This is a genomic window from Actinomadura sp. J1-007 (genome assembly GCF_009793335.1).
Classification (GTDB): domain Bacteria; phylum Actinomycetota; class Actinomycetes; order Streptosporangiales; family Streptosporangiaceae; genus Spirillospora; species Spirillospora yumaensis.
In genome coordinates this window covers 5421210-5447833 of record NZ_WING01000001.1, presented here as the reverse complement: position 1 = coordinate 5447833, position 26624 = coordinate 5421210, and the positions used below count along the sequence as shown (strand labels likewise).

The window sequence follows — 26624 nt, the reverse complement described above, 5'->3', positions numbered from 1 at the left end:
GTCCGCGCTCCGGCCGGGGACCCCGTCCGCGCCGTGGGGGCGGGATGGGCGCCGACAGGATCGTGACGTTGGCGGTGCTCTGCGTCACGCTCCTCGCGACGCCGGGCCCCGCCACGATCACGCTCGCCGCGTGCGGCGCGAACCTCGGCGTCCGCCGTTCCGTCCCCTACGTCCTCGGGCTGACCACCGGGGTCCTCGTGAGCCTCGCGCTGGCCGTCGCGGGGGTCGGCGTGTTCCTCGTGCGCGCCCCGGGCGCCCTGCTCGCGCTCCAGATCGGCAGTGCCTGCTACCTGCTCTACCTGGCCTGCCAGCTGGTGCGGAAGAGGACCCTGACGGGCGGGAGCGCCGCCGGGCCCGGCGGCGCGGACGGCACCGGCGGGCCCGACGGCCCCGCGGGCGGTCGCGCCGAGCCCGGCGCGACCGCGCCGCCGCCCGCGGCGTCGTTCGGCTACCGCCACGGCGTCGTCCTCAACATCATCAACCCCAAGATCTATCTGCTGACGATCGCCCTGGTCGCCGAGTTCGTGCGCACCGGCCCCCGCCCCGCCGAGAACGTCCTCGTGGTGACGCTGGTCCTGCTGAGCATCGAGTTCGGCGTCGACCTGGCGTGGTGCTACGCGGGCGACCGGCTCCGGAGGGTCCTCGCCGGTCCCCGCGCGGCGCTCGTCACCAACAGGGTGTTCGCGGCCGTGCTGGTCGGCGTCACGGTCGTCATCGTCGGACCCGCCCTCACTGCCACCGGAGGCCATTCGTGACGTTCACCAAGGGCACCGAACACGACCGCGAAGCGCTGCGGGCCGCCCGGGAGTTCCTCGACGAGCACGGCGGCGCCGGGGCCGCCGCGCGCGTCCACGAGCTGGTGCGCCGGAACGGGCGCTGGCGCGGCCAGAAGTGCGTCAACCTGATCGCCGCGGAGAGCCCGACGAGCCCGGCCGTCCGCGCGCTGCTGTCGTCGGAGATCGGCACCCGGGCGTCCGGCGGCCATATCGGCGCGGACTCCCGCTGCTTCCCCGGGCTGCGCCACGCCGACGAGGTCGAGGCCCTCTGCGTGGAACTGCTCAAGGAGGCGTTCGGCGCCGGATGGGCCGACCAGCGCATGCTCGGCGGGATGGCGGGCTGCATGGTCGCCTACACGGCGCTCGCCCGGCCCGGCGACCTGATGATGAGCGTCCCGCCTCCGGCCGGGGGCGACTCCAGCGGCCGTTCGGACGGGCCCGGCGGAGCGCGCGGGCTCCGGGTGGCGGACATCCCGTTCGACCTGGACGAGCTGGAGGTCGACCTCGACGCGTTCCGGCGGGAGGCCGAACGCCTCCGCCCCCGGCTGGTCTCGCTCAACCAGACGATGGTCCTGTTCCCGCTGCCCGTCCGCGAGCTGAAGGAGACCGTCGCCCCCTGGGGAGGGCGGCTGTACTTCGACGGGGCGCACCAGGCGGGGCTGATCGCCGGCGGCTGCCACCCCAACCCGCTGGACGAGGGCGCCGACATCCTGACCGGCTCCAGCGGCAAGACCTTCAGCGGCCCCCAGGGCGGGATCATCGCCTGGAACGATCCGGACCTCACCGAACCGGTCAGCACCGCCATCTTCCCCGTGCTCACCGGGTCCCACCAGATGAACCGCGTCGCCGCCCTGGCCGTGGCGACCGCCGAGATGCTGGAGTTCGGCGCCGACTACATGCGGCGGACGGTCGCCAACGCCAGGTCGTTCGCCCGGTCCCTCGCCGACCAGGGGTTCAGGGTGCTCTGCGCGAACCGCGGCTACACCCGCACCCACCAGGTGATGGCCGACGTGCGGAGCCTCGGCGGCGGCCTCGCCGTGGCGCGGACGCTGGAAGAGGCCAACATCATGGTCAACAAGATGCTGCTGCCGTCCGACCCCGACTCCCCGGACGCCGAACCCGGCGGTATCCGCATCGGCACGACCGAAGTCACCCGCCTCGGATTCGGCGCGGCCGAACTGGACGCCGTGGCCCGCCTGATGCGCAGGGCCCTGATCGAACGCGAGCCGGTGAACAGGATCCGCCGCGAGGTCGAGGACCTCCGCTCGGGCTTCCAGACCCTGCACTACACCTTCGGCACCGGCGCCCCCCGCCCCCGCCGTCCCACCGAATCCGCCGAATCCGCCGAGCCCGCTGTGGAGCCCGCCGAATCCGCCGAATCCGCAGAGGTCGCCGCGAAGCCTTCAGGCCAGACGTCCGCCTGACCTGTCGCCGGGCCGGGCCCCGTCCCGTCCCGTCCGTCGTCAGATCGGGCGCCCGTCCGTTCCGCAACCGATGCAACCGACGCAACCGATCGTTCCCCCTCCTCCCAGACGTTCGTCGCCATTGAAAGGACGTGCCGCCATGAGCAGCCTTTCCCGCCGGAAGTTCGTCGCCGGGTCCGCCACGGTCGGCGCGGCCTCCCTGGTCGCCCAGCCGCAGGAAGCGGCGGCGGGAGCCGCCGCGGGCGGCGCGCCGCGGTCCGGCCCCGCCGTCGTGACCAAGGACGACCCTCGCTATCCCACGCTGGTCTGGGGCTCCAACCAGCGGTGGGTCGGCACCCCGGACGCGGTGCACGTCGTCACCTCCACGGCCCAGGTCGTCGCGAGCGTCCAGGAGGCCGTCCGCACCGGGAAGAGGGTCGCGGTCCGCAGCGGCGGCCACTGCTACGAGAACTTCGTCGGCGACCCCGCCGTCCGGCTGGTGATCGACCTGTCGCGGCTCAACGCCGTCTACCACGACCGGCAGCGCGGGGCGTTCGCGGTCGAGCCGGGGCGACGCTCGGCGACGCGTACCGGGGGCTCGACAAGCAGTGGGGCGTCACGCTCCCCGGTTCCGCGTGCCCGACCGTCGGCATCGGCGGGCATGTCGTCGGCGGCGGTGTCGGCCAGTTGTCGCGGTGGCACGGGGCGACGGTGGACCACCTGTACGCGGTCGAGGTCGTGGTGGTGGACGCGAACGGCACCGCACGCGCGGTCGTCGCCACCCGCGACGCCGGCGACCCGAACCGGGACCTGTGGTGGGCGCACACCGGGGGCGGCGGCGGCAACTTCGGCGTGGTGACCAAGTACTGGTTCCGCTCCCCCGGGGCCACCCGCGCGCAACCGGCGCAACTGCTGCCCAAGGCGCCGTCCGAGATGCTGGTGAGCACGGTGGCCTGGGGCTGGCCCGAGCTGAACGAGACGTCGTTCGGCAGGATCATGAAGAACTACGGCGCCTTCTACGAGCGCAACAGCGCGCCCGGCACGCCGTACGCGCGGATGTTCGCCTACCTCAACCTCATCCACAAGGCGTCGGGCGTCTGCACCATGGTCACCCAGATCGACGCGCGGCTGCCGGACGCCGAACGGCTGCTGGACGAGTACCTGGCCGCCGTCCACGAGGGAGTGGGCACCTCGCTGCGCGTTCTCGACCGGCGGCGGTTGCCGTGGTTGCATTCGGCGACGCAGTGGCCGGGCTACTCCGCGCCCGACAACACGACCCGCTTCAAGGGCAAGTCGGCCTTCCACCGCAAGAACTTCTCGGACCGGCACGCCGCCACGTTCTACAAGCACCTGACGCGGGACGACTACGGCCACCCGGGGGCGATCGTGCAGGTGATGGCCCACGGCGGCCAGATCAACACCGTGCCGTCCCCGGCGACCGCGCTCGCCCACCGCGATTCGATCCTCAAGCTCAACTACCTGAACTTCTGGACCGATCCGGCCGAGGACGCCAAGCACCTGGGCTGGATGCGGGAGTTCTACCGGGACGTCTACGCCGGCACCGGCGGGGTCCCGGTGCCCAACGACGAGACCGACGGGTGCTTCATCAACTACGCCGACGTGGACGTCGCCGACCCGAAGTGGAACACCTCCCAGACGCCCTGGTCGCAGCTCTACTACAAGGACAACTACCCGAAGCTCCAGCAGGTGAAGGCCCGCTGGGACCCGCGCGACGTCTTCAAGCACACCCTCTCCGTGCGCCCGCCCGGCCGTTGAACGATCCCGCGGCCTGCGGGCCGAGGGGTCAGGAGACGGCGCGGTCTTCGGGACCGGGACCGGGACCGGGGCCGGGACCGGGGCCGGGACCGGGGCCGGGACCGGGGCCGGGGTCGGGGCCGGGGTCGGGGCCCGGGGCGGCGGCCTCGGCCTCGGGCACGGACGGGGCGGGCGGACGGATCGCGGCGGCCGCGACCAGCCCGCTCAGGGCCAGTACCGAGACCACCAGAACGGCCGGACCGAATCCGTCCGTGACGTCGTCCGGAGAGCCGAACCCGCCGAAGGTGGAGAAGGTGGCCGCGGCCACCGCCACGCCGAGGACCGCGCCGAGCTGGCGGATCGTGTTGCTCACCCCGGCGGCCACGGCGTAGCGCGACCCGTCCACCGACCGCATCACCGCCGACGCGACGGTGGGGAACGCGGCGGACACCCCCACGCCCGCGATGAAGAGCGGCACGATCATCGCGCCGTAGCCGCCGCCGGCCAGGGAGATGAAGCCGATCGCGAAGAACGAGCCGAGGTAGAGCACCAGCCCGGTGACCACCAGCGGCCGTTCGCCGATCCGGTCGGCGATCTGGCCGGCGACCGGGGAGACGATCGGCGCCAGCGCGACCCACGGCAGCAGGCGGACCCCCACTCCGAGCGGATCGTGGCCCAGCGCGAGCTGGAGGTACTGCGCGAAGATGAACCCGTGGCCGAACAGCCCGACGGCCAGCCCGAAGCTCGCTCCGCACCCGCCGGTGAAGCTGAGGTTGCGGAACATCTCCAGCGGCAGCATCGGGGTCCTCCCGCGGCGCTGCGACTCCACGAACGCCGCGAGCAGGACCACGCCCGCGGCGATCCCCAGCAGGATCGACGGCGAGGTCCAGCCCGCGTCGCCGCCTCGGATGATGGCCTGGGAGAGGACGACGGCGCCCGAGGTCGACAGGATCAGCCCGAGCACGTCGATGTTGAACGAGTCGCCGCGGCTCTCGTTCAGCTTCCAGAGGCTGAGCAGGATCAGGACGGCCCCGACCGGGACGTTCACCCAGAAGATCGCCTGCCAGGTCCACACGTCGATGATCGCGCCGCCGATCAGCGGGCCCAGCGCCACCGACATCCCCGTCGCCGCGCCCCAGACGCCGAACGCGGCGCCCCGCTTGGCCGGCGGGGTGGCGGCGGAGATGATCGCGAGGCCGAGCGCGGTCGCGATGCCGCCCCCCATGCCCTGGACGGCGCGGGCGGCGATGAGCATCTCGACGCTGGACACCGTCGCGGCCCAGGCCGAAGCGAGCGTGAACACGCCGACGCCGGCGATGAACAGCGCCGTCCTGCCGTAGCGGTCGCCCAGCGCCGCGCCGACGAGGATGAGCGCGCCGAGGCCGATCTCGTAGGCGTTGATCGTCCAGCCGAGGCCCTCGGTCCCGGCGTCGAGCTCCTCGTGGAGCGTCGGCAGCGCGGTCATGATGGCCAGAACGTCGAGACCGACCATGAACGCCACGATCGAGGCGACCCCGACCGTCCAGCCGTAACCGGCCCGCGCGCCGGCCTCTTGACCGTTCGTAACCATGGACGCTCCACCTCTGCGGGATCGGATCCGCGTTACCCTTGGACCGGTTGAAACTTCTGTAGCGGGAGCCGCGATCTGACGGGCGCCGACCAGGGTCCACGGAAGGAACGCCGGAACCTGCGTGAAGATCCGGTTTGGAAGCGCACCGACGACCTTCCGAGCGATGCCGATTGGCGGTGACGCCGATTGAAACACATATTGCGAATCCAGGAAAGAGTCCGGCAGACTGGCCGTGACACCGAACGGCACGTCGCACGCGAAGCGCCCCGCACCAAGTGCGGAGGACCGACCGAAGGAGACGGCACGGTGACCTCGCAAGGCTTTGAGCTGATTTACATAGAGACCCACGACTGGGACCGGAGTCTCGCGTTCTGGCAAGGGCTGGGCTTCAAAATGGAGTTCGAGACCGACCACCAAAGCGGGATCCTCGTCGCGCCCAACGGTTCGCGCATCTATCTGGCGCAGCAGTCGCTCGACGACCCGCTGGCCATGGACCTCTACCTGGGCGTCGCCGACGCGAAGGACGTCCGGCCGGACGCCGCGGTCGACGTGGTGCGGCCGTTCACCACGACGCACTGGGGCACCGAGGTGATGACCGTCCGCGACCCCGACGGGCGCATCATCCGGATCCAGGCGCCGTCCGAGCAGGGCGAGCACTCATGAGCAACATGGACAGGCTGGAGCGGATCGTCGCCGCCCTTCCCGACACCAAGCGGGTCGACATCGAGGCGTGGGACGGCGAGCCCACGTTCCGGGTCAACAACAAGGCGTTCATCTTCACCGACCCCGAGGCCACCGGCGTGTGCGTGAAGCTCCCCAAGGAGGAGGCCGCCGCGGTCATCGCCACCGACGAGCGCGCCAAGCCCGCGGGATACGGCCTCGGCCGCCACGGCTGGGTCGACATCCGGTTCGGCGACGACCTCGACGAGCAGCGCTGGCGCGAGATCACCGAGTGGATCCGCACCTCCTACACCCTCGTCGCGCCGAAGCGCCTGGCCCGCCAGGTCCTGGCGGAGGAGTCCAAGACCGACTAGGCCCGCTCCTCCGGCCTCCACGCCGCGCCGCCCGCACCACCGCGCGCACCACCGCGCGCACCGCTGCGTGGCCTCACCGCACGTCATCACCGCGCGAGACGCTCGCGCCGTACGCGGCCGCCCGCCGATCCGCCCGGCGGGCATGACGCCGCGCCTTTTCGCATGCGCTCCGTTCCGCGCCGCCGCGCCACTCCACGCCTCGCGTGTGCGCGCCGCCCCGGACGACGCCTCCGCCCGCCGCACCCGACGCGCGCGCCCGCGCGGTCCCGCCCGGAGCCTGAGGCCGCGGGGCGCGGGGCGGCGCCGGCCGCGGCCCCGCCGCCCGCGGAAACGAAGGCAATCCACGAGAAGACATCTCGCCGCGCCCCGATGAAAGTATGTGGCCAGTAAGAGATCCGGCGGCCGGACATTTATGTTGTCGACCACCCAAGGGAATCGGAACGTCGGTCAATTGTGCCCGAATTCATTTTCGGACCAACGGTAAATGGCGCCCACAAGCGAAGGAGACGCCACATGTTGGGCAACCTGTACCGCAACGAGACCCTCGTACAGATGGAGACGTACGAGACCGAGCCGGCCAAGGTCGAAGAGCTGGTCAGCCAAGTCCGGAGCAAGTGGGCCCTGCTGCGCGAGAAGGGCCACGCGGGCGACTACCCCGTCGAGGTCCTGCGCAGCGCGCGCAACGGCGGATCCGTCGTGAAGGTCGTCGAGGTATTCCGGTGGCGGTCCGTCCAGGACAAGGTGAACGCGTCCACCGACGCCGATTACCGCGCGCTGACCGACCGCATCTCGGCCCTCACCGTGAACAAGACCATCGAGGAATACACCCAGGCGGTCCGGGGATTCAACACCAACTTCCCGGGCATCGGCGGCGTGGAACTGCTCAAGGGCGTCTGCTCGTGCCTGCTCACGGTCGACGGCATCGTCGAGAACTACCAGATGAGCGTCAAGAACGGCGTGGTGCTCATGCACCGCAGCCCGCAGATGGACCTCGACGGCGACGGCAAGAACGAGATGTACCTGAAGATCCTCATGCACGGCGGAGAGATCATCCAGGCCGGGCTCGGCCCGATCCGCGTCGAGCAGAACTTCAACGTGCCGAACGACGGCATCGTCAAGTCCAACGGCGGCGAGAACGACTTCCCCGGAACCGCGATCTGGCGCGTCGGCTGGCGCATCAAGACCGCCATGGGGCCGGTCCTCACCGACCCGGACACCCCGCTGATCTTCGGCCCGGCGAAGGTCGAGCACTACCCGCCGGTCGGGACGCACTTCCACTCGCCCACCGGGCCCGTCGCGCTCATCCACGAGGAGACCGGCAACCGGGTCGGCACCCTCACCCCCGGCGAGCTCACGGCGTTCGACATCGTCGTCACCAAGGACGACGAGATCTACGCCGACGTGCTCAACACGCCGCCGTCCGACATCTTCGAGATCCTCGAAGAGTGGAACCAGCGGACCCGCGGCGGCGAGGACGTCGAGCCCGTCCTGGCGAGCGACTGACCCATCCGCCCCGACGGGACGTACCCCATGACGGCAGATCGCGTACCGGCCGGCCCTCGCGCGCCGAGGGCCGGTCGGCCCGTGCCGAGCCCGGACCGGCGGCCGGCCGCGGCCGGCCGCCGACCTACTGGCTCGAGTCCGCGGACCCCGACGCGTTCGCGCCGCCGGCCGTACTGCCCGCCCGCGCCGACGCGGTCGTCGTCGGCGCGGGGCTGATGGGGGCGGCCACCGCGTACTGGCTCGCCCGCCTCGGCGTGGACGTGCTCGTGGTCGAGGCCCGCAGGCCAGCCTGGGGCACGTCCGGCCGCAACGCGGGGCTGTCGCTCAACGGGCTCCGGCCCGTGGAGGACGGCGAGCTGACGCTGACGGTCCTGCGGGAGGAGGGGATCCGGGCGGGGTACGAACGCCGCGGGCACCTCGCCCTCGCCTCGTCCGCCGAGGTCTGGGAGCGCTTCCGGGCCGAGGCCGCGCGGCTGCCCGCGCCGGCCCGGCTGGTGGAGGCGCTGGACCTCGCCGCGTGCGAGGAGCTGCTCGGCCGCCGGATCGACCGGCGCTTCTTCGGCGGCAGGTGGTTCCCCGGCGGGCACGTGATCCATCCGGTACGGCTCGTGCACGGGCTGGCCGCGGCCGCGGTCCGCCACGGCGCGGCGATCGCGTCCGGCACCCGGGTCCTGGGTATCGGCGCTTCGGCGCGGGCGCGGTTCGAGGTGCTGACGGACCGGGGGCGGATCGGCGCGGACCACGTGGTCTTCGCGTGCGGTCTGGCGGCGCGCGAGCTGGCGCCGCCGCTGAGGGACGTCCTGACTCCCGCGCGCGGGCAGATGCTGGCGACCGCTCCCCTGCCGCCGGTGTTCGGGTTCCCCCTCGCCGTCGACTACGGCAGCGTGTACTGGCGCCAGGTCGCGGACGGCACGGTGCTGCTCGGCGGCTGCCGCGGCCTCGACCCCGACGCCGAGGCGAGCGCGGAGGAGCGGGTCAACCCGCTGATCCACCAGGGCCTGGACGCGTTCCTGCCGAGGACCTTCCCCGGCTTCCCGCCCGTCACGGCCCGACGGCGCTGGGCCGGGATCATGGACTGCACGCCCGACGGCCGGCCGGTGGTGGGCGCGCTGCCCGGCGCGCCGGGCCGGTGGGTCATCGCCGGGTTCGGCGGGCACGGCATCCCGCCCGCGCTCGGCTCGGGCAGGGCCCTCGCGGAGACCGTCGTGACGGGGCGGACGCCGATGATGCTGGAGTCCTTCGCCCCGGACCGCCTGCTCCGCGAAGCAAGAACGACTCCCTCGTGACATCCGGTCGGGACAAGGAGCGGCCTCATGAACGGCACCGACGGCGGGCTGGCGCACGCACCGCTGATGTTCGTGTTCCTCGACATCTCCTCCCTTCCGCGCCACCGGCGCCTGCTGGAGGACGTGCTCCGGCTGCGCGTCATCGAGAACCAGTTCCACCCCCCGCACGACCACCACGGGCTGGTCAAGTACGACGCCGGCGGCACCATCATCGGGATCAACCTCTTCGCCGAGCGCAAGTTCCGCAAGGCCGTGGCCGACGGGGCGACGCTGATGTGCCGGACGGGCCTCGGCCCGGACGAGCTCGCCCGGCTGGACGACTTCGGCGGGCGCTCCGGCGGGCTGTTCACCGACGTGGACGGCCACCACTACGGATTCGAGCACGCGCCGCCGGGCGACGGCGGCCTGACCACCGAGGTGGACCATCTGGTCCTCGTGGTCGCCGACCTGGCCGAGTCGGTGGCGTACTACGGGTCGGTGCTCGGGCTGCGCCTGCTCGACCGGGACGGGACGTCCGCCCGGTTCGGCACCGGGACGATCGACCTGGTGCTGCGGCAGGGCACGAGCGCGCCCGACGGGAGGCCCCTCAGGTACGACGCGTGCCTGCCCGTGTTCTACACCGCCGACGTCGTCGCCGCCGAGGCGGAGCTGTCCGCGCGGGGCCTGCGCACGCGCGGCCTCGGCTTCAGCGACATCGGCGGCACGGCCCGTTTCACCGATCCGTCCGGGCACGTGCTCTGCCTGTACCAGCCGTCGGCCGAGAGCCTCGCCTGGGGCAGCGGCCAGAAGGTCATGGAACTGATGACGAGTGCGCCCCGGGCGCACCGCTGACGAACGGCCCGCCGACCGGGAACGTGGGAAAGGAAACCCGCATCATGCTGACCGACTCTCGCATCGTCTACCTCTTCCTCTACGTCAGGGACCTCGGGGTCTCGCGCGGCTTCTTCGAGGACACGCTCGGGCTGCGCGTGCTGGAGGAGGACTCCGGCTCGGTGAAGTACGACACCGGATCGGTCATCCTGGCCCTCAACCGGGCGTCCGACTACGGCATCGAGCTGCACGACGGGGAGGACCACTCCACCGACATCGTGTTCCTGGTGGAGGACCTGGACCGGGCGCGCGCCGCGCTGGAGGAGCGCGGCGTCCGGTTCACCGAGACGCACCGGTACGAGATCGGCGCGATCACCGACTTCTACGACCCGGACGGCCACTGGTTCACCCTCTACGAGACCTCCGACGAGTCGCTGACCTGGCCGAGCGGCGACCGGATCCAGGCGGTCCGCGCGCTCCACAACGGCCACGGCGGCTCCAACGGCTCGTCCGTGCCCGGGGGCGACGACGGCGAGAAGTTCGTGCTCGCCGGCAAGCCGCTGATCTACCTGTTCCTGTTCGTGCGCAGCGCCGACGAGGCGTACCAGCTCTACGCCCGCGACCTCGGGCTGACGGACCTGGAGGGCGGGCCGTGCAGCCGCGAGTCCGCGGCCGACGAGGAGGGCGTCATCAAGTACGACACCGGCGGCGTCATCCTGACCACGCACGCGCTGGAGACCGTGCGCGAGGAGCACGAGATCGCCGACCACCCGTGCCCGCCGCGCACGATGAACCCCACGCGGATGCGGGGCAAGGCCGTCGTCTTCCACGTCCCGGACGTCGAGCGGACGGTGGCCGGGCTGACCGAGCGCGGCGTCCGGTTCGAACGCGGGATCGTGCGGTCGCAGATCGGCGCCATCGCCGAGTTCGAGGACCCCTCGGGCCACCTGTTCTACCTCTACGAGCCGTCGGACGAGGCCCTGGAGAGCCCGAGCGGCGCGAAGATCAGGAACCTTCTGGCCACCGCGCTCTGACGGCGCCGGTCCATGCCGTCTCTGAACGCGGCCTCGGCCGCCGCCCTCGGCCGCGTCCTGCACGGTCCCGTCCTGCGTCCGGGCGACGCCGGCTACGACGCCGCCCGGCGCGTGTGGAACGGGCGGATCGACCGGCGGCCGGGGCTCATCGCGCGCTGCGCGGGCGCGGCCGACGTCGCGGCCGCCGTCCGGTTCGCCCGCGAGGGCGGGCTGGAGCTGTCGGTCCGCGGCACCGGGCACAACGTGACCGGCCGCGCCGTGACCGAGGGCGGGCTGATGATCGACCTGTCCGGCCTGGCCGGCGTGCGCGTGGACCCTGGGCGCCGCCGCGTCCAGGCCCAGGCGGGCGTGACGTGGGCGCTGCTGGACCACGAGACGCAGGCGTTCGGCCTGGCGACCACGGGCGGCCGGATCTCCACGACCGGCGTCGGCGGCCTGACGCTCGGCGGCGGGTACGGCTGGCTGATGCGCCAGTGCGGCCTGACCGTCGACAACGTGCTCGCCGTCGACCTCGTCACGGCCGACGGCCGTGCCGTGACCGCCGACGAGACCGGCGACCCGGACCTGTTCTGGGCGCTGCGGGGCGGCGGCGGCAACTTCGGGATCGCGACGGGCTTCGAGTTCGCGCTGCACGAGATCGGGCCCCGGGTCCTGGGCGGCGCGGCGTTCTACCCCGCCGCCCAGGCCGCGGAGGTCCTGCGGACGTACCGCGACCTGATGGCGGGCGCCCCGGACGAGCTGGCCGCCCAGTGCAACTTCCTGCTGGCGCCGCCGGCGCCGTTCGTGCCCGCGCACCTGCACGGCACGCCGATCGTCGCCATCGCGGTCTGCCACACCGGCGACGCGGAGCGGGCGCGGCACGACCTGGCCCGCCTGAAGGGCCTCGGGGAGCCGCTGGTCGACCGGATCAAGCCGATGCGCTACACCACGCTCCAGCGCCTGTACGACGTGGCGGGGCGTTTCGGCTCGTGCGTGCACGGCCGCTCCGGGCACCTCCCGCTGCTGGGCGACGGGGCGATCGAGGTGCTGGCGCGGCAGGCGGTGCGGCTCACCTCGCCGCTGTCCATCGTCATGATCTCGGCGCTGGGCGGCGCGGTGGCGCGCGTCGGCGAGGCCGCCACGGCGTTCGGGCACCGCCGCGTCGCGTTCAGCTACTCGATCGACTCGGTGTGGACGCGCCCCGACGAGGAGCGGGCCGCGATCCGGTGGGCCGACGACCTCTGGACGGCGCTGCTGCCGTTCTCGGAGGGCGTCTACGTCAACGAGCTGGGGGACGAGGGAGAGGAGCGGGTGCGGGCGGCCTACCTCCCCGAGTCCTACGCCCGGCTCGCGTCGATCAAACGGCGGTACGACCCCGACAACGTGTTCCACCTCAACCAGAACATCAGACCGGCCTGAGAGGCGCGCCCGGCCCCGTCCCCCGCGCGGCCGGGCGCGCCGCGGTCAGGCCGTTCCCGCGCGAGAAGCGATATCCGTTCCGACCCCGCGAGATGGAGCCAGCTCATGCCGAACACGGTCTCGTCCTTCAACGAGTGGGACCCGCTGGAAGAAGTGATCGTCGGAATCGTCGACGGCGCCATGCTGCCGTCCTGGAACATGATCAACGAGATCACGTTCCCGCCACGGGTGTGGGAGCTCGACGAGCTGAGGGCCGGCGGCGGCGTCCCCTACCCGCCGGACCGGGTCGAGGCCGCCGCCGCCGACGCCGAGGAGTTCGTGGGCGTGCTCGAATCGGCCGGCGTCCGGGTGCGCCGCCCCGAGCCGATGGACTTCGCCGCCCCGTACGGCACGCCGGACTGGAAGGTCGACAACGGGTTCTGCGCGGCCAACCCCCGCGACGTGCTGCTCGTGGTCGGCGACGAGCTGATCGAGGTGCCGATGGCCGACCGCGGCCGGTACTTCGAGACCTGGCCGTACCGGCCGCTGCTGCTGGAGTACTTCGCGGCCGGGGCCCGCTGGACCGTGGCGCCGAAGCCCCGGCTGCGCGACGAGCTCTACGTGCGGGACGCCGATGCGGCCGAGGGCGACTCCACCCGCTGGATCACGACGGAGGTGGAGCCGACGTTCGACGCCGCCGACTTCGTCCGCTGCGGCCGGGACCTCATCGGCCAGCGCAGCCACGTGACGAACCTCGCGGGCGTCGAGTGGCTGCGCCGCACCCTCGGCCCGGACTACCGCGTCCACCTCATCGAGCCGCAGTGGGGGCAGGCCGCCCACATCGACACCACGCTCATGCCGGTCGCGCCCGGCAAGATGCTCGTCAACGCCAAGTACTTCGACCCGGCCGGGCTGCCCGAGGCGTTCCGCTCCTGGAAGGTGCTGGTCCCGCCGGAGCCCGTGCCGTCCGTGGCCGGGTTCAGCACGGTCAGCTCGTGGATCAGCATGAACGTGCTGATGCTCGACGAGAAGCGGGTCATCGTGGAACGCCGCCAGGAGCCGCTGATGCGGGCGTTCGAGGAATGGGGCTTCGAGCCGATCCCCTGCTCGTTCGAGAACTACTACGCCTTCGCGGGCTCGTTCCACTGCGCGACTCTGGACGTCCGCCGGCGCGGGGAGCTCCAGTCGTACACCTGAGGCGGCCCGGTCCCGGACCGTCGCCGGCACCGGTCCACCGTCGGACCGGTGCCGGCGACACCGAGAGCGCGGAGCGTTCAGGGGTCCGCGATCGCGACCGTGTAGACCAGCGGCGTGTCGCCCTCGTTGGCATAGCTGTGGGGCCATTCACCCACGAACACCGCCGCCGCCCCCTCGGTCACCACGTACCGGCGCCCGTTCACGGTGATGGTCAGCGTGCCCTCGTCCACGTACGTGATCTCACGGTTCCCCTGCGGATGCGGGAAGCCCTCGCGGATCTCGCCCGGCGCCAGCCGCCACTTCCACATCTCCAGGTAGAGCCGCGGGTCGCTCGCCGCGAGCATGGTCCCGGTGCCGCCCTTCGGCCCGTGCCACAGGGCGGGCTGCCGCTCGGGCGGGATCAGCCGCATGCGCGGTTCGACCTCGTCGCTCACCAGCCTCGCCAGCGGGATCTCCAGGGCGTCCGCGACCGCGATCAGCAGCTCCAGGCTGGGCCTGGTCTCGCCCTTCTCCAGCGCCGCGACCGCGTCCTCGCCCACGCCGGCCCGCGCCGCCACGTTCTCCAGGCTCCAGCCGTACGAGCCCCGGACCGACTTCAGCACCTGCGCCACGACCTGCGGGATATCGTCCGAGCCGTTCTTCACGCCATCTCTCCAATCACCGGGGGCCACTCGACGGACGGGTCAGGACGCTCGCTCGCTCGGGCGGTCGCCCGGCTCGCGGCGCAGTCCGTGGCATTTGACGTACGCGCGGAATTTCGGGTGCTCCAGCACTTCCGGGTCGAGGAAGTCGAACGTCTCAAGGAACTGGAGGCCCACCGCGCCGACATGCTGAACGATCCGGCCGCGCTCGATCCGGTTGATATCCCAGCCCGAATACGAGACCCACTTGTCCGACGCGGGAATGCCGAGGAAATCGGCGTGGTGAAAACCCGTCATCCGGTGCTGGAGGTAGACCATGTCGCCCTCCGCGACGCAGACCTCCTCCTCGAACCGCAGGTCCTTGAACGACTTGTGCAGGTCCTGGATCGAGCGCTTGATCCCCTTGGCCCCGCGGAAGCTCGGCGGGAGCGGGACCTCGTCCATGTAGTCGGAGAAGTCGAGCTGGTCGATCAGGGTGACGTCGCCGGTGTCGAACGCGGTCAGCACCTGCCGGACGATCGCCTTGTTGCGGCGCCGGATCTGCGGCCCCAGCGGATACTTCCACCACGGGATGGGTTTCGGCTGCATGACGGACATGCGAGTCATGGTAAATCGGCGTCCTCGCCCGGGGCCTTCTCTCTCCTTGCCTTTTTGATCGGCCCGCCCGGCGGCCGGCGGGAAGAAGGCAAACCGCGAGAAGGACGGCGGCGGCGGCGATTCTAGGCTGGGCGGCATGCCTCCGGACGAGCGTTCCGCCGCCCAGTTCCTCGCGGAGATGGTGCGCGGAAACCAACTCCAGCAGGCGGTCTACGTGGCCGCGCGGCTGGGCGTCGCCGACCGTCTCGCCGACGGCCCGCGGAGCGCCGAGCGGCTCGCCGCGGACGTCGGGGCCCATGCCCCGGCGCTGTACCGGCTGCTGCGCCTGCTCGCCGGGCACGGCGTGTTCCGCGAGGACGCCGGACGGCGGTTCGCCCTGACCCCCGTGAGCGAGCTGCTGCGGGAGGGGCCGCGGTCGGTCCTGCCGTTCGCGCTCTGGTCCGGCGGGGTCGGCTACCAGGCGTTCGGGGGCCTGGAGCACAGCGTGCGCACCGGCGAGCCGGCGTTCGAGAAGATCTTCGGGAGCGAGTTCTTCGACTACCTGGACGACCACCCGGAGTCCGGCGAGGTGTTCGACGCGATGATGGCGCGGCACACCGGGCCGATCGCGCGGGCCGTCGCGGAGTTCGACTTCTCCGGTGTGGAGACCGTCGTGGATGTCGGCGGCGGGCGGGGGGACCTCCTGACCGCCGTGCTCCGGCGGCACCCGCGGCTGCGCGGCGTGCTGGTGGACCGGCCGCGCGTCCTGGACGCCGCCCGGCGCGCGCTGGACGCGTCCGGGGTCGCCGACCGCTGCGAGGCGGTGAGCGCCGACATCCTCCGGGAGGTGCCGCCGGGCGACGCGTACATCCTCAAGAGCGTGCTGCACGGCCTGTCCGACGAGGACGCCGCCGGGGTGCTGGCGGCGTGCCGCCGGGCGATGCGGCCGGACGGCGTGCTGCTGATCGTCGAGTTCCTCGTCACGTCCGGCGGCGAGCCCTCCCCCGCGAAGCTGATGGACCTGCTGATGCTCGTCGGCTGCCACGGCAGGGAGCGCACGGAGGAGGAGTTCGCGGACCTGCTGGCCGCCTCGGGGCTTCGCCTCGCCGGGGTCTCCGCGGCCAGGCACGGCTACGGCCTGCTGGAGTGCCGGGCCGCCGGGGCGAACGCCTCGGGAAGCTGAGCCATGGACGTGGAACTCGAAGTCAACGGCGTGCGGCGCGTCATCGACACCGACCCGGACCGCAGCCTCCTGCACGTCCTGCGGGAGGACCTCGACCTCACGGGCGCGAAGCCGGCGTGCGGCGAGGGCGTGTGCGGCGCCTGCACGGTCCTCGTCGACGGGCGGCCCGACCGCTCCTGCGTCGTCCCGGCCGGCGAGGCGGCGGGGCGCCGGGTGACCTCGGTCGAGGGCCTCGCGCACAACGGCAGCCTGCATCCGGTCCAGGAGGCGTTCCTGCGGGCGGGAGCCGTCCAGTGCGGGTACTGCACCCCGGGGATGATCATGGCGGCGGTCGGGCTGCTGGCGCTGAGCCCCCGGCCGTCCGAGGCCGACATCGCCGCGTTCATGCGCGCCAACATCTGCCGGTGCGGCGCCTATCCGCGCATCGCCGCCGCGATCAGCGAGGCCGCGGCCGTCCTCCGCGAGGGTTCCGATGGCTGAGCGCCCCGCCGACGCCCCGGCCGCGGGCGGCCCCGCCCGCGCGGACGGCACCGGAGACCCCGGGGACGAGCACTTCGGAGACCGGTTCTTCGAGATCGCCGGTGACGGCATCGTCGTCGTCTTCCTCATCCCGGAGAAGCCGCCGCCTCCCGGGCCGAAGGCGTCCGGCGCGAAGACCCCCGGCGCGGCGGCGGCGGACGGCGCGGCGGCCGCGGACGGCGCGCGGTCGCGGCCCGTGATCGGGAGCTGGCTGCACATCGCCGGCGACGGGACCGTCACGGTCTACACGGGCAAGGTGGAGGTGGGGCAGAACATCCGCACCTCGCTGACGCAGGTGGTCGCCGAGGAGCTGTCCGCGCCGGTCGCGGCGGTGCGGCTGGTGATGGGCGACACCGACGTCTCGCCGTACGACATCGGCACCTTCAGCAGTCTGACGACCCGTACGGTCGGCACCCAGCTCCGCAGGATCGCGGCGGCGGCCAAGCAGGTGGTGCTGGCGCTGGCGGTGCGCCACAACCTGCCCGGCCGGGTCCCCGTGCTGCTCGACGGCATCCTCACCGACCACCGGACCGGGCGCAAGGCCACGCTCGGGGAGGTCGCGGCCGGGCGGCGGGTGGTCGAGACGGCGTCCGGCTACCGGGCGGTGACACCGTACGACCAGTGGCTGATCGCCGGGCTCCCGGCCGACAAGTCCCAGGGGCGCGACTTCGTCACCGGGGGCCACCGGTTCTCCTCCGACGTCGTCCTGCCCGGCATGGTGTACGGCCGGGTCCTGCGGCCTCCCGCGTTCCACGCGTCGCTGGAGACGCTCGACACCGCCGCCGCGGAGGCCGTTCCCGGGGTGACGGTGGTCCGGGACGGCGACGTCGTCGGGCTCACCGCCCCGACGGCTGGACGGCGGCGCGCGCGCTCGCCCTCGTCGAGGCGACCTGGCGGCGCGTGCCGCAGATCGGACGGCAGGACCTGTTCGGCTACCTCCGGCAGAACCCGGTGGACGTCCCCGGCCGGGCCGGCGCCGTCACCCACCGCGGCGGCTCGCTGGACGAGGGGTGGGCCGCCGCCGCGACACGGCTGCGCCGCACCTACACCATGGACTACATCGCCCACGCCCCGATGGAGCCGCGGGCCGCCGTCGCGGCCTGGCGGAACGACCGCCTGGAGGTGTGGACGGCGACGCAGCGGCCGTTCGCGGTGCGCGCCGAGCTGGCCCGGGTCCTCGGCGTGCCCGAGCGCGACGTCCGCGTGGTCGTTCCGGACGCGGGCTCGGCCTTCGGCGGCAAGCACACCGGCGAGGCCGCCGTGGAGGCCGCGCGCCTGGCGCGGGCGGTGCGCCAGCCGGTGAAGGTCCTGTGGACGCGCGCCGAGGAGTTCACCTGGGGCTATCTGCGGCCGGCCGCGGTGGTCGACGTCGGCGCCGGGGCCCGGACGGACGGCACGCTCACCGCGTGGGAGTTCTCCTGCCGCAACGCGGGAGCCGAGGGCCTCCTCAGCCCGTACCACGTCGAGCACCAGCGGGTGGAGTACCAGCCGTCCCGCTCGCCGCTCCGCCAGGGCCCGTACCGCGCCCTGGCCGCCACCGCCAACCACTTCGCGCGCGAGACCCACATGGACGAGCTGGCGCGGACGATGGAGGTCGATCCGCTGGAGCTGCGCCAGCGCAACCTCCGCGACCCGCGCCTGCTCGCGGTCCTCAACGCCGCCGCCGACGCGTTCGGGTGGGAGGGGCGCGTCCGGAGGGCCGACCGCGGCTTCGGTCTCGCGCTGGGCCGGGAGAAGGGCGGCCACCTCGCCACCTGCGCGGAGGTGGCCGTGGACCCGGAGACGGGGCACGTCCAGGTGGAACGCGTCGTGCAGGTCTTCGAGTGCGGCGCGATCGTCAACCCCGACCACCTGAGGGGCCAGGTCGAGGGGGCGGTCGTCCAGGGCATCGGCGGCGCGCTGTTCGAGGCCGTGGACTTCGACGACGGCGTGATCGCCAACGCGTCGTTCGCGGGCTACCGGGTGCCGCGGTTCCCGGACGTGCCGAAGCTGGAGGTCGTCCTGCTCGACCGGCGGGACCTGCCGCCCGCGGGCGCGGGAGAGAGCCCGATCGTCGGGGTGGCCCCGGCCCTCGGCAACGCGATCTTCGACGCCACCGGGGTCAGGCTCCGCGCGCTGCCGCTGGCGCCGCGCGGAGTGCTCGACCATGCCGAGACCGGTTCATGGAGGTGAACCCCGTGGGAGACGACGCATCGCGCCTGAGCGCGGACACCCGGTCGGTGCTGGCGCGGCGCGCCGAGGCGGTCGCGCGCGCGTTCGCCGGGGAGGGGAGCTTCGCGGACGTGCTCCGGTTCCACGCGGAGGACTACGTCTGGCTCTCCCCCACCGGGGTCAGGGTCGGCCACGACGAGGCGATGCGGCAGCACGCCCGGCGCATGGCGCATCTGCCGCCCGAGGCGATGGCGGGGACGCGCGTGCTCCGCCAGGAGGTGGCCGGAGAGTACGCCTTCACGCTGTTCAAGACCGACACGATCCCGTTCGGCACGGACACCTACCGCGTGGTGGACGGCCAGGTCGTCTTCCACTCGAACGCGGTCTACCTGCCGGAGCGGTACCGGGCGGCCATCCTGCGCCCGCCGGACGCGGACCGCTAGCCGCCGGAGGCGGGGCGCTAGCGCCGGACGCGGGACGTCGGCGCGGGCGTCCTGGGGTCAGGGGCGGGCTGTGCGCTCGTCCGCGGTCCGGATCGCCGCGGCGATGGTCGCGCAGTGCTCCGGCTCCAGCCGGGGGTTGGTCTGGATCACCGCGATCCTGGCGATCAGGTCCAGGCTCTCGTCCATGAACCCCTCGGGGTAGCTCGCCGTGCCGTCGTAGAGCGGATGCGTCCAGGGGCTGGAGCGCGCGTCGATCGACCGCCGCCCGGTCATCGCCGGGTACTCGGTCGCCCAGTGCCCGCCGGCCTGCGGGATGGGCTGCTCTCCGGCCATCGCGGGCCAGCAGTGGTAGATCTCCGCTCCGGCGAACTTCTCCTGGGACGTCGTGACGTGCCGTACGCCCTGGGCCCGCATGGCGGCGGCGAACGCCTGGCAACGGTCGGCGTCGGGGAACAGCAGCAGCGTGCTCCATCCCGCCGAGCCCGCGGGGTCGTTGCCGGGGACGACCCGGAACCCCCGGCCCTCGCCCACCCGCGCGAAGATCTCGTCCCTGGCGCCGCGCAGGCTCCCGAGGAGCCGGTCGAGCCGCTGGAGCTGGGCGAGCGCGACCGCGCCGGTGAGCTCGGTCATGCGCAGCGTGCTGAACGGCAGGACCGGCGCCGACAGGCCCAGGTCGCGCTTGCGGGCCGGGAACGCCTTGCCCCCGGTGAACCGCACCGCGAACGCGTAGACGTCGTCCCGGTCGGTCGCGATGAAGCCGCCGTCCCCGGCGGCGACGAACTTCATGAAGTTCGTGCTGAAGACCGCCGCGTCGCCGTGGCCGCCGAGGCGCCGGCCGCCGTGGCTCGCGCCGCACGCCTGGCAGCCGTCCTCCAGCAGGGCCAGGCCGTGCCGGTCGGCGACCTCCCGCAGCGCGGCGAGGTCGCACGGGTTGCCGAGCAGGCTCACCGCCATGATCGCCTTGGTCCGCGGGGTGATCTTCCGTTCGGCGTCGGCCGGGTCCATGCCGAGGGTCTCGTCCACCTGGGCCGGCACCGGGACGGCCCCGCACAGGATCGCGGCGTCGGCGCAGCCCACCCAGCCGACCGCGGGGATGACGATCTCGTCGCCCGGCCCGATGCCGAGCGCCATCATCGCGATCTGCAACGCCACGGTGCCGGACACCGTCGCGTGCACGTGCCGTACGCCGAGGAGCCGTTCGGCCTCGTGCTCGAAACGGGACACGTAGGAGTCGGCGGACGGCACCTCGTACCGCCACAGGCGCCTCCGCCTGAGCACGTCGAGGACGTTGCGCTCCTCGTCCTCGCCGGTCAGCTCGGCGGCCGTGGGGGTGTACGGCAGGTCCAGGTGGAGGCCGAGGCCGGCGAGGCGCAGGGCCCTCTCATGGCGCCGCGCGCCGACGCGTTCGCGCGCCCTGGCGGACACGACGGCGAACGCCGCGGGCCGGCAGGTGTCGTTGCTCTCGCGGAGCAGTTCGGCCAGGGCCCCGTCACCGTCGGCCTGGTCGATCTCGCCGAGCAGGACCCGGAAGGGCCGTCCGCGGACCTTGCGCACGGTCATCGCGTGTCACAGGCTCGCGGTGACGATGTGCCGCATCTTGTCCCCGCCGGGCCGCGCGAGCGCCGCCTCCGAGACCTCCGCGAGGTGGTAGACGTGGCCGCCCGGGTCGGAGAACGAGGCGATCGCGCCGAGCGGGCCCGTCCCCCGCGTCACGTCGAGTCCCGCGCGTGCCAGCTCGGCCGCCGCCGCGTCGAGGTCGGGGACGTGGAACCCGACCGCGAGCCCGCCGGAGCTCTTGGTGGTGACCTTGTGCAGCGCCGCGTGCTCGGCGTCGCCGACGTGGTGGGTGGTCAGCATCGTGGCGCCCACGTCGTACTTGACCACCCCGTCCGCGAGGCTCGTCACGCCGCGGTTGCACGTGGTCACCTCGATCGGCTGGAACCCCAGGCCCTCGTGGTAGAACGCCGAGGAGCCCGCGAGGTCGTCCACGAACAGGAACAGGTAGAGGACGTCGTGGTCGTTCAGCCCGGTCCGCGCCGGCGACGGGCGCCCGTCCGGCGCGGACCGCAGCGCCCTGACCTTCGCGGCGCTGGGCCAGCCGAGCGCCTTGCCGGACGGCTGGTAGAGCGAGAGCCAGTGCCCGTCCGGATCGTAGAAGTCGATCATCGACCCGGCCGGGGACACCAGCGTCTTCGGGAGCTTGGCGCCGCGCGCCTCCAGTGCCGCGCGCATCTCGTCGATGTCGTCGATGAGGAACGTGACGGCGATCGAACGGTCCCGGCCCTGCGGCGGGGGGACGCCCGCGTCCTCGGCCCGGTCCAGGCACAGCACGGCGTGGCCCGCCGGGTAGCTCACCGTGCCGGGCCCTTCGGCGATCGGCTCGAAGCCGAGGTCGTTCTCGTAGAAGGCCCGGGCCGCGGCGAGGTCGCCGACATGGAGGTTCACGTAGAGAAGGCGCCAGTCGTTCAGCATCGGTCGGCCCCGCCTTTCACAGAGTGATGCGCCTGAAGTGTTCGGCGTACTCGTAACCGCATCCCGCGCCGACCCCGCGCATCCACTCCCCGACCCACGCGGGCGGTTCGGCGGGGTCGCCGTCGCCGAGCTGGCTGCGGTGGCACAGGATCGCCTCGGTCTTCTTGTCCATGAACGCGGTGGCGTCCACGAACAGGTCCGGGCGCTCGTAGCCCGGCAGCCACACCTCGGCGACGCGGTGCGGTTCGAGGCCCTCGCCCAGCATCTCCGGGAAGGCGCGGGGCGAGCCGGCGTCGAGCGTCGCCGCGTCGAGCGCGGCCTCGCCGACCGCGACGTGGTCGGGGTGGGACGCCTCGACCGGCAGGTTGAGGACGCGGCGCGGGAAGTGGGTGAGCAGGAGGCTCGGCCGGTACCGCCGGATCTGGCGGGCGATCGCCTCGCGCAGGGCGGGGCCCGGCGTGAGCCCTCCGTCGGGCAGGCCGAGGAAGGCGACCTCGCGGACGCCGAGCACCGCCGCCGCCTCGCGCTGCTCCCGGGCCCGCAGGGCGGCGACCTCCAGGTCGGACGGCCGGGGGTCCGCGACGCCCCGCGACCCGTCGCTGCATATCGCGTAGAACACCTCGGCACCCGAGCCGACGAGCCTGGCGACGGTCGCGCCGAAATGGAACTCCGGGTCGTCGGGGTGCGCCGTCACGACCAGGACGCGGCCGTGGCGGGACCAGTCATCGTCCGTCGTCATCCGCGCGGTCCTCCTCCCGGTGCGAGGCGAGCTTCTCGAAGAGCGCGATCCGTTCGTCCGACAGCGGCACCGTCAGGTGCAGCAGCCCGGCCTGCCGCGGCGAGGCGACGGGCCCGGCGACCGGGCGCAGGCCGCGTATCCCGCGCTCGTGGAAGAACCGCGTGGCGGCCCCGTCCTCGTCCCGGACGACGATCCACGGGATGTCCGGATGGCCGCGGATCACGTCCAGTCCGTCGGCGGCGACGCGGTCGGCGAACGCGGGCTTGACCTGGTGGATCCTGGCCCGCAGCTTCCCGAACACGTCCCCGGCGGCCAGGAGGCGCAGCGCCGCCTCGAACGCCAGCTCGCCCATCTGGAGCGGGGTCACCAGTTCGCGGACGCGCCCCGCGACCCCCTCGGACGCGAGCGCGAACCCGCCGCGCAGCCCGCCCCACGAGTACGCCTTGGTGAACCCGCGCAGCACCACGAGGTTGTCGGCGCGTCCGACGAGCCCGGCCGCGCTGCCCTCCGGGCCGAGGTACGGGGCGGGCGCCTCGTCGATCAGGATCACCGTTCCGGCCGCCGCCGCGATGCGCGCGAGGTCCTCCAGCTCGTCGAGCGCGAGGACCTCGGCGGTGAACGTCGGCCGGTCGAGGTGCAGCAGCGCGGGCCGGAGGTCCCGGACGGCCTCGGCCAGCCGGGCGTGGTCCAGCGGCCCGTCGATGACGTGCAGTTCCGCGCCGTCCGCCACGGCCCAGGTCTCCAGGTCCGGGTGGACGAGAGCGGGGGCGGCGATCGGCCCGCCGTCGGCGAGCCCGCCGAGGTCGTGCAGCAGCGAGGTCACCCCGGCGGCGAACGTGACCTGATGCGGCGCGAACCGATGGCCGAAGTGGCGGCCGACCGCGTCCGCGCCCCGGACGCCGCCGTACGGGTCGTACACCGGGTAGCCCGCGATCAGGTCGGCGCCGCCCGCCTCGGCGGACCGTACGGCGTCCTGCCAGACCTCGCGCGGCGACGGGTCGAGCCACGGCGCCTCGTCGTCGGCGTAGCGCAGATCGAGCTGCGCGTCGGCGGGCGTTCCCCAGTCGGCGACGGCCAGCGATCCGGGGGGATGCGGCAGGGCGCGGGCCACGAGCCACTCCGACGCGCCGCCCGCGGGCTCGGCGGCGGGCTCGGCGGCGGGCTCGGCGGCGAAGCCGCAGCGGCGCAGCGAGCGTTCGAGGCCGGTCTCACCATCGGCGTCGATGACCAGGACGCCGCCCGGTACGAGGTGCTCGCGGATCCGCCGGAGCAGGCGCCGCCGGTCGGTTTCGCGGTCGCCGTCCCGCCGCCCGGCGCACACGGCCGCGTCGATCTCGCCGGCCGTCCAAGGCGCGAAGCCGTTCCGGACGTCGAGGACGGTGACGGTGAAGCCCGAGCGCGCCAGCTCCGGCGCGTCCGCGTCCGCGCCGGGGCCGATGCCGAGGACCCGGCGGCCCGGCGCCTGCTCGCCCAGGATGCGGAGGAGCTCCTCGCGCCGCGCGGTCACGGGTGCCTGATCTCGGTCGGCGCGGCCGGGCGCGCGATGAGCTCCTGGAGCTTGCGCCCGCTCGGCCAGGTCAGGCTCTCCTCGGACGGCTCGTAGAGGCAGAACCGGTGCCCGGTCGGGTCCTCGAACCGCACGGTCCGGCCGATCTCCTTCGACCCGACGAACGGGCTGCTGAACTCCAGCCCCCGCCCGCCGAGGTCGTCCCGCGACCGCTCGATGTCGTCGGTGTGGAGAACCAGCAGGTAGGTGTCGTGCCGGGCCTGGCGGCCGTCGACCGCGCGCTCGGCCTCCTCCAGCGTCAGCGTGATCTCCCCCAGCGCGAACGACGCGGCGTCCGGCCGCCCGTCCCGGGGCTCCAGCCCGAGGACGTCGCGGTAGAAGGCGGCCGAGACGGCCAGGTCCTGCACCCCGAGCCGCAGCTCCACCACGACGGGCGGCCTGCGCTCCCGCGCGCGGTCCTCCGGCGTCGGGACGAACGCGTAGTGGTGGCCGTGCAGGTCGACCAGGCCCGTGCCGCTCCGCCAGTGGCGGTCGACCTCGAAGACCATGACGAGCGCGTCCGAGGTGTCCCACCGGAACCTCTTGGAATGGGAGAGGTTCAACGACAGGATCACGTTGCCCGCGTCGTACTTGACGACGCCGTGGCGGGTGCCCGGACGGGACTCGACCTCCAGGACGGGCAGGCCGACGTACGACTGGAGGAGCTCGCGCTGTCTGTTGAGGGCCTTCGCTTCCAGGAAGATGTAGGTCAGAAGGCTGTGGCTGAGGCTCACAAAAGCTCCTTCTCCTCTAACGGCGAGCATAGGAACCGAGGCACGGCGAACACTTCTCAGCGGTTGCTCGTGAAGCGCCACGGGGCTCCAGGGGCCCAGCAGTCGCCGTTGACCGACTCCAGCCGGCCCTTCACGCGCGGGTCGTCCGGCAGCTCGCGCGGATCGGCGCACACCCTGGCGGCGGGGACGCCCGCGTCACGCAGTCGCTCCTCCCACACGGCCGCCGGCAGCTCGCGCAGCCGGTCCGCGATCCGTTCGGCCGCGACCGCGCCCGTCGCGCCCGCGTCCAGGCCGCACGCCTGCTGGAGCCGCCGCCGGGCGGCGGGGTCCGGCGCGTCCACCACCAGATGCCCGTCGACCGTCTCCAGCGGGCCGTCCAGCACGTCCCAGCCGAGGAGGTTCTCGGGCGCGGCGGCGCGCAGGGCCCGCGCTCCCGCCAGCAGCGACGTCTCCACGGCGGACCCGCGGCCGGTGCGTTCCCGCAGGTAGAGGCCGGCGAGGACGCCCTCGCACGCCAGCAGCCCGCCGGTCGCGTCCACGATGGTGGCGCGCGTCGGGAACGGCGGCTCGCCGGGCGGGTTCAGCCGCTCGCCGCAGCCCGCGTACGCCTGGACGAGGTAGTCGCCCGCGATCGGGCTGGGCGGTTCCGGCTCCCCGCCCCAGCCCGAGGCCCCGGCGTAGACCAGGCGGGGGTTGCGGCGGCGGAGGCTCCCGGCGTCCAGGCCGAGCTTCCCGGCCCGGCCCGGCCGCCAGTTGTGCAGGAAGACGTCCGCCGTGGCGGCGAGGTCCGCGATCTCGGCCCGCCCGGCGGGGCTCTTGTAGTCGATCTCGACGACGCTCTTCCCCGGTTGTACGCGAGGTACGCGGCCCCGGTCGTACCGGCCAGCGGCCGGCTGCCCCGGCCGAAGTCGCCGCCGGGCGGTTCGACCTTGACCACCTCCGCGCCGAGCATCCGCAGGAGCAGGCCGGCGAGCGGCCCCTGCATCCGCGAGGTGGCCTCGACCACGCGCAGGCCGCTGAGCGGCGCGTCGTCCGCCACCGGGCGGGACGCGGAGAACGCCGGGGGCGCGGCCCCAGGCATCTCCGGGTGCGGGCTGATCGTCCAGGGCGGTGCCGCCTCCGGTCCGCCGTTCACGGGCGTCTCGGTCCGGAGCGGGCAGAGCGCGACGCCGGAGGACTCGGCCGCGCCGCGCAGCTCCGCCAGAGTGCTGCGCCGCGTCGCCTCGTGCAGCTCGGCGGGCAGGGCGCAGCGTCCGGCGAGGTAGCGGAGCACGTACGGCAGCCAAGCGCGGCCCACGATGTCCTTGCGGACGACGCCGAGCCGTCCCCAGAAGGCCATCCAGTGCTCGGGCGACAGCGCCTCCACCTCGACCCACCGCCCGTCGGCCGTGGCGAACGGCGGGCCGGGCGCGGGCCCGGACTCGTGGGGCGGGAAGTCCCCGCCGCTGGTCGCGATCGTCACGTGGTGGTTGAGCAGGAACAGGCCGGCGTCCAGGGCGGAGACCTCCACGCCCCGTACGTCCCGCCCGCGGCTCCTCGCGATGAGGGCCGCGAGGACGCCCTGGGCCGCGACGACGCCCGTCGCCACCGAGACGGCGTCGAGACCGAGCCGCCGGGGTACGCCGCGGTCCCGGCCGTGCACCGCCATGAGACCGGTCACGGCCTGCGCGGTCGCCTCACCGTCCGCCCCGTCCGGCCCGCCGATGAGGCAGCCGACAGCGGGTTCCGGACTGCGCACCGCGCCCAGCCAGGCGAGGTGGGCGGCGCAGGTGTCCACCGCCCGGACGGGGCGTCCGCGCGGCGAGACCGCCGCACCGGCGAGGACCGCGCGGAGGGAGTCCCGGCCCGCCGCTCCGACGACCTCCAGCGCCATCG

23 protein-coding genes and 3 pseudogenes are annotated in these 26624 nt (G+C 73.5%); 17 read left to right on the top strand and 9 right to left on the bottom strand.

Going from position 1 to position 26624, the window contains the following annotated elements; translation table 11 throughout:
- The first annotated feature begins 44 nt into the window (after nt 1-44).
- From GEV43_RS24760 to GEV43_RS55105, 4 genes and pseudogenes are all read left to right on the top strand, one after another.
- Entirely contained in the window at nt 45-755 is a 711-nt protein-coding gene (locus tag GEV43_RS24760; protein WP_160822743.1) for a LysE family translocator, read from the top strand.
- Complete coding sequence (glyA, locus tag GEV43_RS24755; RefSeq protein ID WP_160822742.1) at nt 752-2200, top strand: serine hydroxymethyltransferase; 1449 nt, start codon at nt 752-754, stop codon at nt 2198-2200. The genes GEV43_RS24760 and glyA overlap by 4 nt, the downstream gene beginning before the upstream one ends.
- 70 nt (nt 2201-2270) lie before the next feature.
- A pseudogene (locus GEV43_RS50955) lies at nt 2271-2884 on the top strand (FAD-binding protein); the annotation flags it as partial.
- A 6-nt stretch (nt 2885-2890) separates the two neighbouring features.
- The gene (locus tag GEV43_RS55105) at nt 2891-3955 is read left to right on the top strand and encodes a BBE domain-containing protein (RefSeq protein WP_375539104.1); all 1065 of its coding nucleotides are present in this window, start codon (nt 2891-2893) and stop codon (nt 3953-3955) included.
- Nucleotides 3956-3983: 28 nt separating this feature from the next.
- Here the strand turns inward: GEV43_RS55105 and GEV43_RS46965 are convergent, their stop codons facing one another.
- Nucleotides 3984-5504, bottom strand: a complete 1521-nt coding sequence (locus GEV43_RS46965; protein ID WP_164717210.1) for a DHA2 family efflux MFS transporter permease subunit — start codon at nt 5502-5504, stop codon at nt 3984-3986.
- A 306-nt stretch (nt 5505-5810) separates the two neighbouring features.
- Between GEV43_RS46965 and GEV43_RS24745 the strand changes: the two genes are divergently transcribed.
- The 8 genes from GEV43_RS24745 (at nt 5811) to GEV43_RS24710 (ending at nt 13745) form a co-directional block, all read left to right on the top strand.
- Nucleotides 5811-6167: a glyoxalase/bleomycin resistance/extradiol dioxygenase family protein gene (locus tag GEV43_RS24745; RefSeq protein ID WP_160822741.1), complete on the top strand. Its 357-nt coding sequence runs from the start codon at nt 5811-5813 to the stop codon at nt 6165-6167.
- Entirely contained in the window at nt 6164-6538 is a 375-nt protein-coding gene (locus GEV43_RS24740; RefSeq protein ID WP_206681264.1) for an MmcQ/YjbR family DNA-binding protein, read from the top strand. Before GEV43_RS24745 ends, GEV43_RS24740 begins: the two co-directional genes overlap by 4 nt.
- A 513-nt stretch (nt 6539-7051) precedes the next feature.
- Entirely contained in the window at nt 7052-8041 is a 990-nt protein-coding gene (locus GEV43_RS24735) for a hypothetical protein (RefSeq protein WP_160822740.1), read from the top strand.
- Entirely contained in the window at nt 7984-9327 is a 1344-nt protein-coding gene (locus GEV43_RS24730; protein WP_309239824.1) for an FAD-binding oxidoreductase, read from the top strand. Before GEV43_RS24735 ends, GEV43_RS24730 begins: the two co-directional genes overlap by 58 nt.
- A gap of 27 nt (nt 9328-9354) precedes the next feature.
- Nucleotides 9355-10158, top strand: coding sequence for a VOC family protein (locus GEV43_RS24725; RefSeq protein ID WP_160822738.1), 804 nt, complete (start codon nt 9355-9357; stop codon nt 10156-10158).
- Between the two features lie 44 nt (nt 10159-10202).
- Nucleotides 10203-11171: a VOC family protein gene (locus GEV43_RS24720; RefSeq protein ID WP_160822737.1), complete on the top strand. Its 969-nt coding sequence runs from the start codon at nt 10203-10205 to the stop codon at nt 11169-11171.
- A gap of 12 nt (nt 11172-11183) precedes the next feature.
- Nucleotides 11184-12569 (top strand): FAD-binding oxidoreductase, encoded by a 1386-nt coding sequence (locus GEV43_RS24715; RefSeq protein ID WP_160822736.1) that lies wholly within the window; start codon nt 11184-11186, stop codon nt 12567-12569.
- A gap of 105 nt (nt 12570-12674) precedes the next feature.
- Nucleotides 12675-13745 (top strand): amidinotransferase, encoded by a 1071-nt coding sequence (locus GEV43_RS24710; protein WP_160822735.1) that lies wholly within the window; start codon nt 12675-12677, stop codon nt 13743-13745.
- Nucleotides 13746-13822: 77 nt separating this feature from the next.
- On the opposite strand, the gene GEV43_RS24705 is transcribed toward GEV43_RS24710, so the two are convergent.
- Together GEV43_RS24705 and GEV43_RS24700 are read right to left on the bottom strand one after the other, a co-directional pair.
- Entirely contained in the window at nt 13823-14389 is a 567-nt protein-coding gene (locus tag GEV43_RS24705; protein ID WP_309239822.1) for an XRE family transcriptional regulator, read from the bottom strand.
- A gap of 39 nt (nt 14390-14428) precedes the next feature.
- Nucleotides 14429-14983, bottom strand: a complete 555-nt coding sequence (locus GEV43_RS24700) for an ester cyclase (RefSeq protein WP_160822734.1) — start codon at nt 14981-14983, stop codon at nt 14429-14431.
- Nucleotides 14984-15119: 136 nt separating this feature from the next.
- Between GEV43_RS24700 and GEV43_RS24695 the strand changes: the two genes are divergently transcribed.
- The 5 genes and pseudogenes from GEV43_RS24695 (at nt 15120) to GEV43_RS24675 (ending at nt 19258) form a co-directional block, all read left to right on the top strand.
- Nucleotides 15120-16145, top strand: a complete 1026-nt coding sequence (locus GEV43_RS24695; RefSeq protein WP_160822733.1) for a methyltransferase — start codon at nt 15120-15122, stop codon at nt 16143-16145.
- Nucleotides 16146-16148: 3 nt separating this feature from the next.
- Nucleotides 16149-16625, top strand: a complete 477-nt coding sequence (locus GEV43_RS24690; protein WP_160822732.1) for a (2Fe-2S)-binding protein — start codon at nt 16149-16151, stop codon at nt 16623-16625.
- Nucleotides 16618-17217: pseudogene (locus GEV43_RS50945) on the top strand (molybdopterin cofactor-binding domain-containing protein); the annotation flags it as partial. The gene GEV43_RS24690 and the pseudogene GEV43_RS50945, both read left to right, overlap by 8 nt.
- Nucleotides 17218-17285: 68 nt before the next feature.
- Nucleotides 17286-18836: a molybdopterin cofactor-binding domain-containing protein gene (locus tag GEV43_RS24680; protein WP_309239821.1), complete on the top strand. Its 1551-nt coding sequence runs from the start codon at nt 17286-17288 to the stop codon at nt 18834-18836.
- Between the two features lie 5 nt (nt 18837-18841).
- Nucleotides 18842-19258: a nuclear transport factor 2 family protein gene (locus tag GEV43_RS24675; protein WP_160822729.1), complete on the top strand. Its 417-nt coding sequence runs from the start codon at nt 18842-18844 to the stop codon at nt 19256-19258.
- 57 nt (nt 19259-19315) lie between these two features.
- Here GEV43_RS24675 and GEV43_RS24670 read toward each other — a convergent pair whose 3' ends face one another.
- The 6 genes and pseudogenes from GEV43_RS24670 to GEV43_RS50935 form a co-directional block, all read right to left on the bottom strand.
- The gene (locus tag GEV43_RS24670; protein ID WP_160822728.1) at nt 19316-20818 is read right to left on the bottom strand and encodes a DegT/DnrJ/EryC1/StrS aminotransferase family protein; all 1503 of its coding nucleotides are present in this window, start codon (nt 20816-20818) and stop codon (nt 19316-19318) included.
- 6 nt (nt 20819-20824) lie between these two features.
- Nucleotides 20825-21730, bottom strand: coding sequence for a VOC family protein (locus tag GEV43_RS24665; RefSeq protein ID WP_160822727.1), 906 nt, complete (start codon nt 21728-21730; stop codon nt 20825-20827).
- 16 nt (nt 21731-21746) lie between these two features.
- Nucleotides 21747-22469, bottom strand: a complete 723-nt coding sequence (locus GEV43_RS24660) for a PIG-L deacetylase family protein (RefSeq protein WP_160822726.1) — start codon at nt 22467-22469, stop codon at nt 21747-21749.
- Nucleotides 22453-23976 carry an aminotransferase class I/II-fold pyridoxal phosphate-dependent enzyme gene (locus GEV43_RS55100; protein ID WP_160822725.1) on the bottom strand — a complete coding sequence of 508 codons (1524 nt, stop codon included), beginning with the start codon at nt 23974-23976 and terminating at the stop codon, nt 22453-22455. Before GEV43_RS55100 ends, GEV43_RS24660 begins: the two co-directional genes overlap by 17 nt.
- Nucleotides 23973-24749 (bottom strand): VOC family protein, encoded by a 777-nt coding sequence (locus GEV43_RS24650; RefSeq protein ID WP_160822724.1) that lies wholly within the window; start codon nt 24747-24749, stop codon nt 23973-23975. Before GEV43_RS24650 ends, GEV43_RS55100 begins: the two co-directional genes overlap by 4 nt.
- Nucleotides 24750-24805: 56 nt before the next feature.
- A pseudogene (locus tag GEV43_RS50935) lies at nt 24806-26622 on the bottom strand (CoA transferase).
- Between the last annotated feature and the right edge of the window lie 2 nt (nt 26623-26624).

What these genes read in the sequence shown, in the direction of transcription:
- GEV43_RS24700 (WP_160822734.1), bottom strand. Translation starts at nt 14,983, where the DNA reads ATGTCCGTCATGCAGCCGAAACCCATCCCGTGGTGGAAGTATCCGCTG.
- GEV43_RS24665 (WP_160822727.1), bottom strand. Translation starts at nt 21,730, where the DNA reads ATGCTGAACGACTGGCGCCTTCTCTACGTGAACCTCCATGTCGGCGAC.
- GEV43_RS24715 (WP_160822736.1), top strand. Translation starts at nt 11,184, where the DNA reads ATGCCGTCTCTGAACGCGGCCTCGGCCGCCGCCCTCGGCCGCGTCCTG.
- GEV43_RS24690 (WP_160822732.1), top strand. Translation starts at nt 16,149, where the DNA reads ATGGACGTGGAACTCGAAGTCAACGGCGTGCGGCGCGTCATCGACACC.
- GEV43_RS24760 (WP_160822743.1), top strand. Translation starts at nt 45, where the DNA reads ATGGGCGCCGACAGGATCGTGACGTTGGCGGTGCTCTGCGTCACGCTC.
- GEV43_RS24710 (WP_160822735.1), top strand. Translation starts at nt 12,675, where the DNA reads ATGCCGAACACGGTCTCGTCCTTCAACGAGTGGGACCCGCTGGAAGAA.
- GEV43_RS24735 (WP_160822740.1), top strand. Translation starts at nt 7,052, where the DNA reads ATGTTGGGCAACCTGTACCGCAACGAGACCCTCGTACAGATGGAGACG.
- GEV43_RS24720 (WP_160822737.1), top strand. Translation starts at nt 10,203, where the DNA reads ATGCTGACCGACTCTCGCATCGTCTACCTCTTCCTCTACGTCAGGGAC.
- GEV43_RS46965 (WP_164717210.1), bottom strand. Translation starts at nt 5,504, where the DNA reads ATGGTTACGAACGGTCAAGAGGCCGGCGCGCGGGCCGGTTACGGCTGG.
- GEV43_RS24695 (WP_160822733.1), top strand. Translation starts at nt 15,120, where the DNA reads ATGCCTCCGGACGAGCGTTCCGCCGCCCAGTTCCTCGCGGAGATGGTG.
- GEV43_RS24725 (WP_160822738.1), top strand. Translation starts at nt 9,355, where the DNA reads ATGAACGGCACCGACGGCGGGCTGGCGCACGCACCGCTGATGTTCGTG.
- GEV43_RS24740 (WP_206681264.1), top strand. Translation starts at nt 6,164, where the DNA reads ATGAGCAACATGGACAGGCTGGAGCGGATCGTCGCCGCCCTTCCCGAC.
- GEV43_RS24660 (WP_160822726.1), bottom strand. Translation starts at nt 22,469, where the DNA reads ATGACGACGGACGATGACTGGTCCCGCCACGGCCGCGTCCTGGTCGTG.
- GEV43_RS24670 (WP_160822728.1), bottom strand. Translation starts at nt 20,818, where the DNA reads ATGACCGTGCGCAAGGTCCGCGGACGGCCCTTCCGGGTCCTGCTCGGC.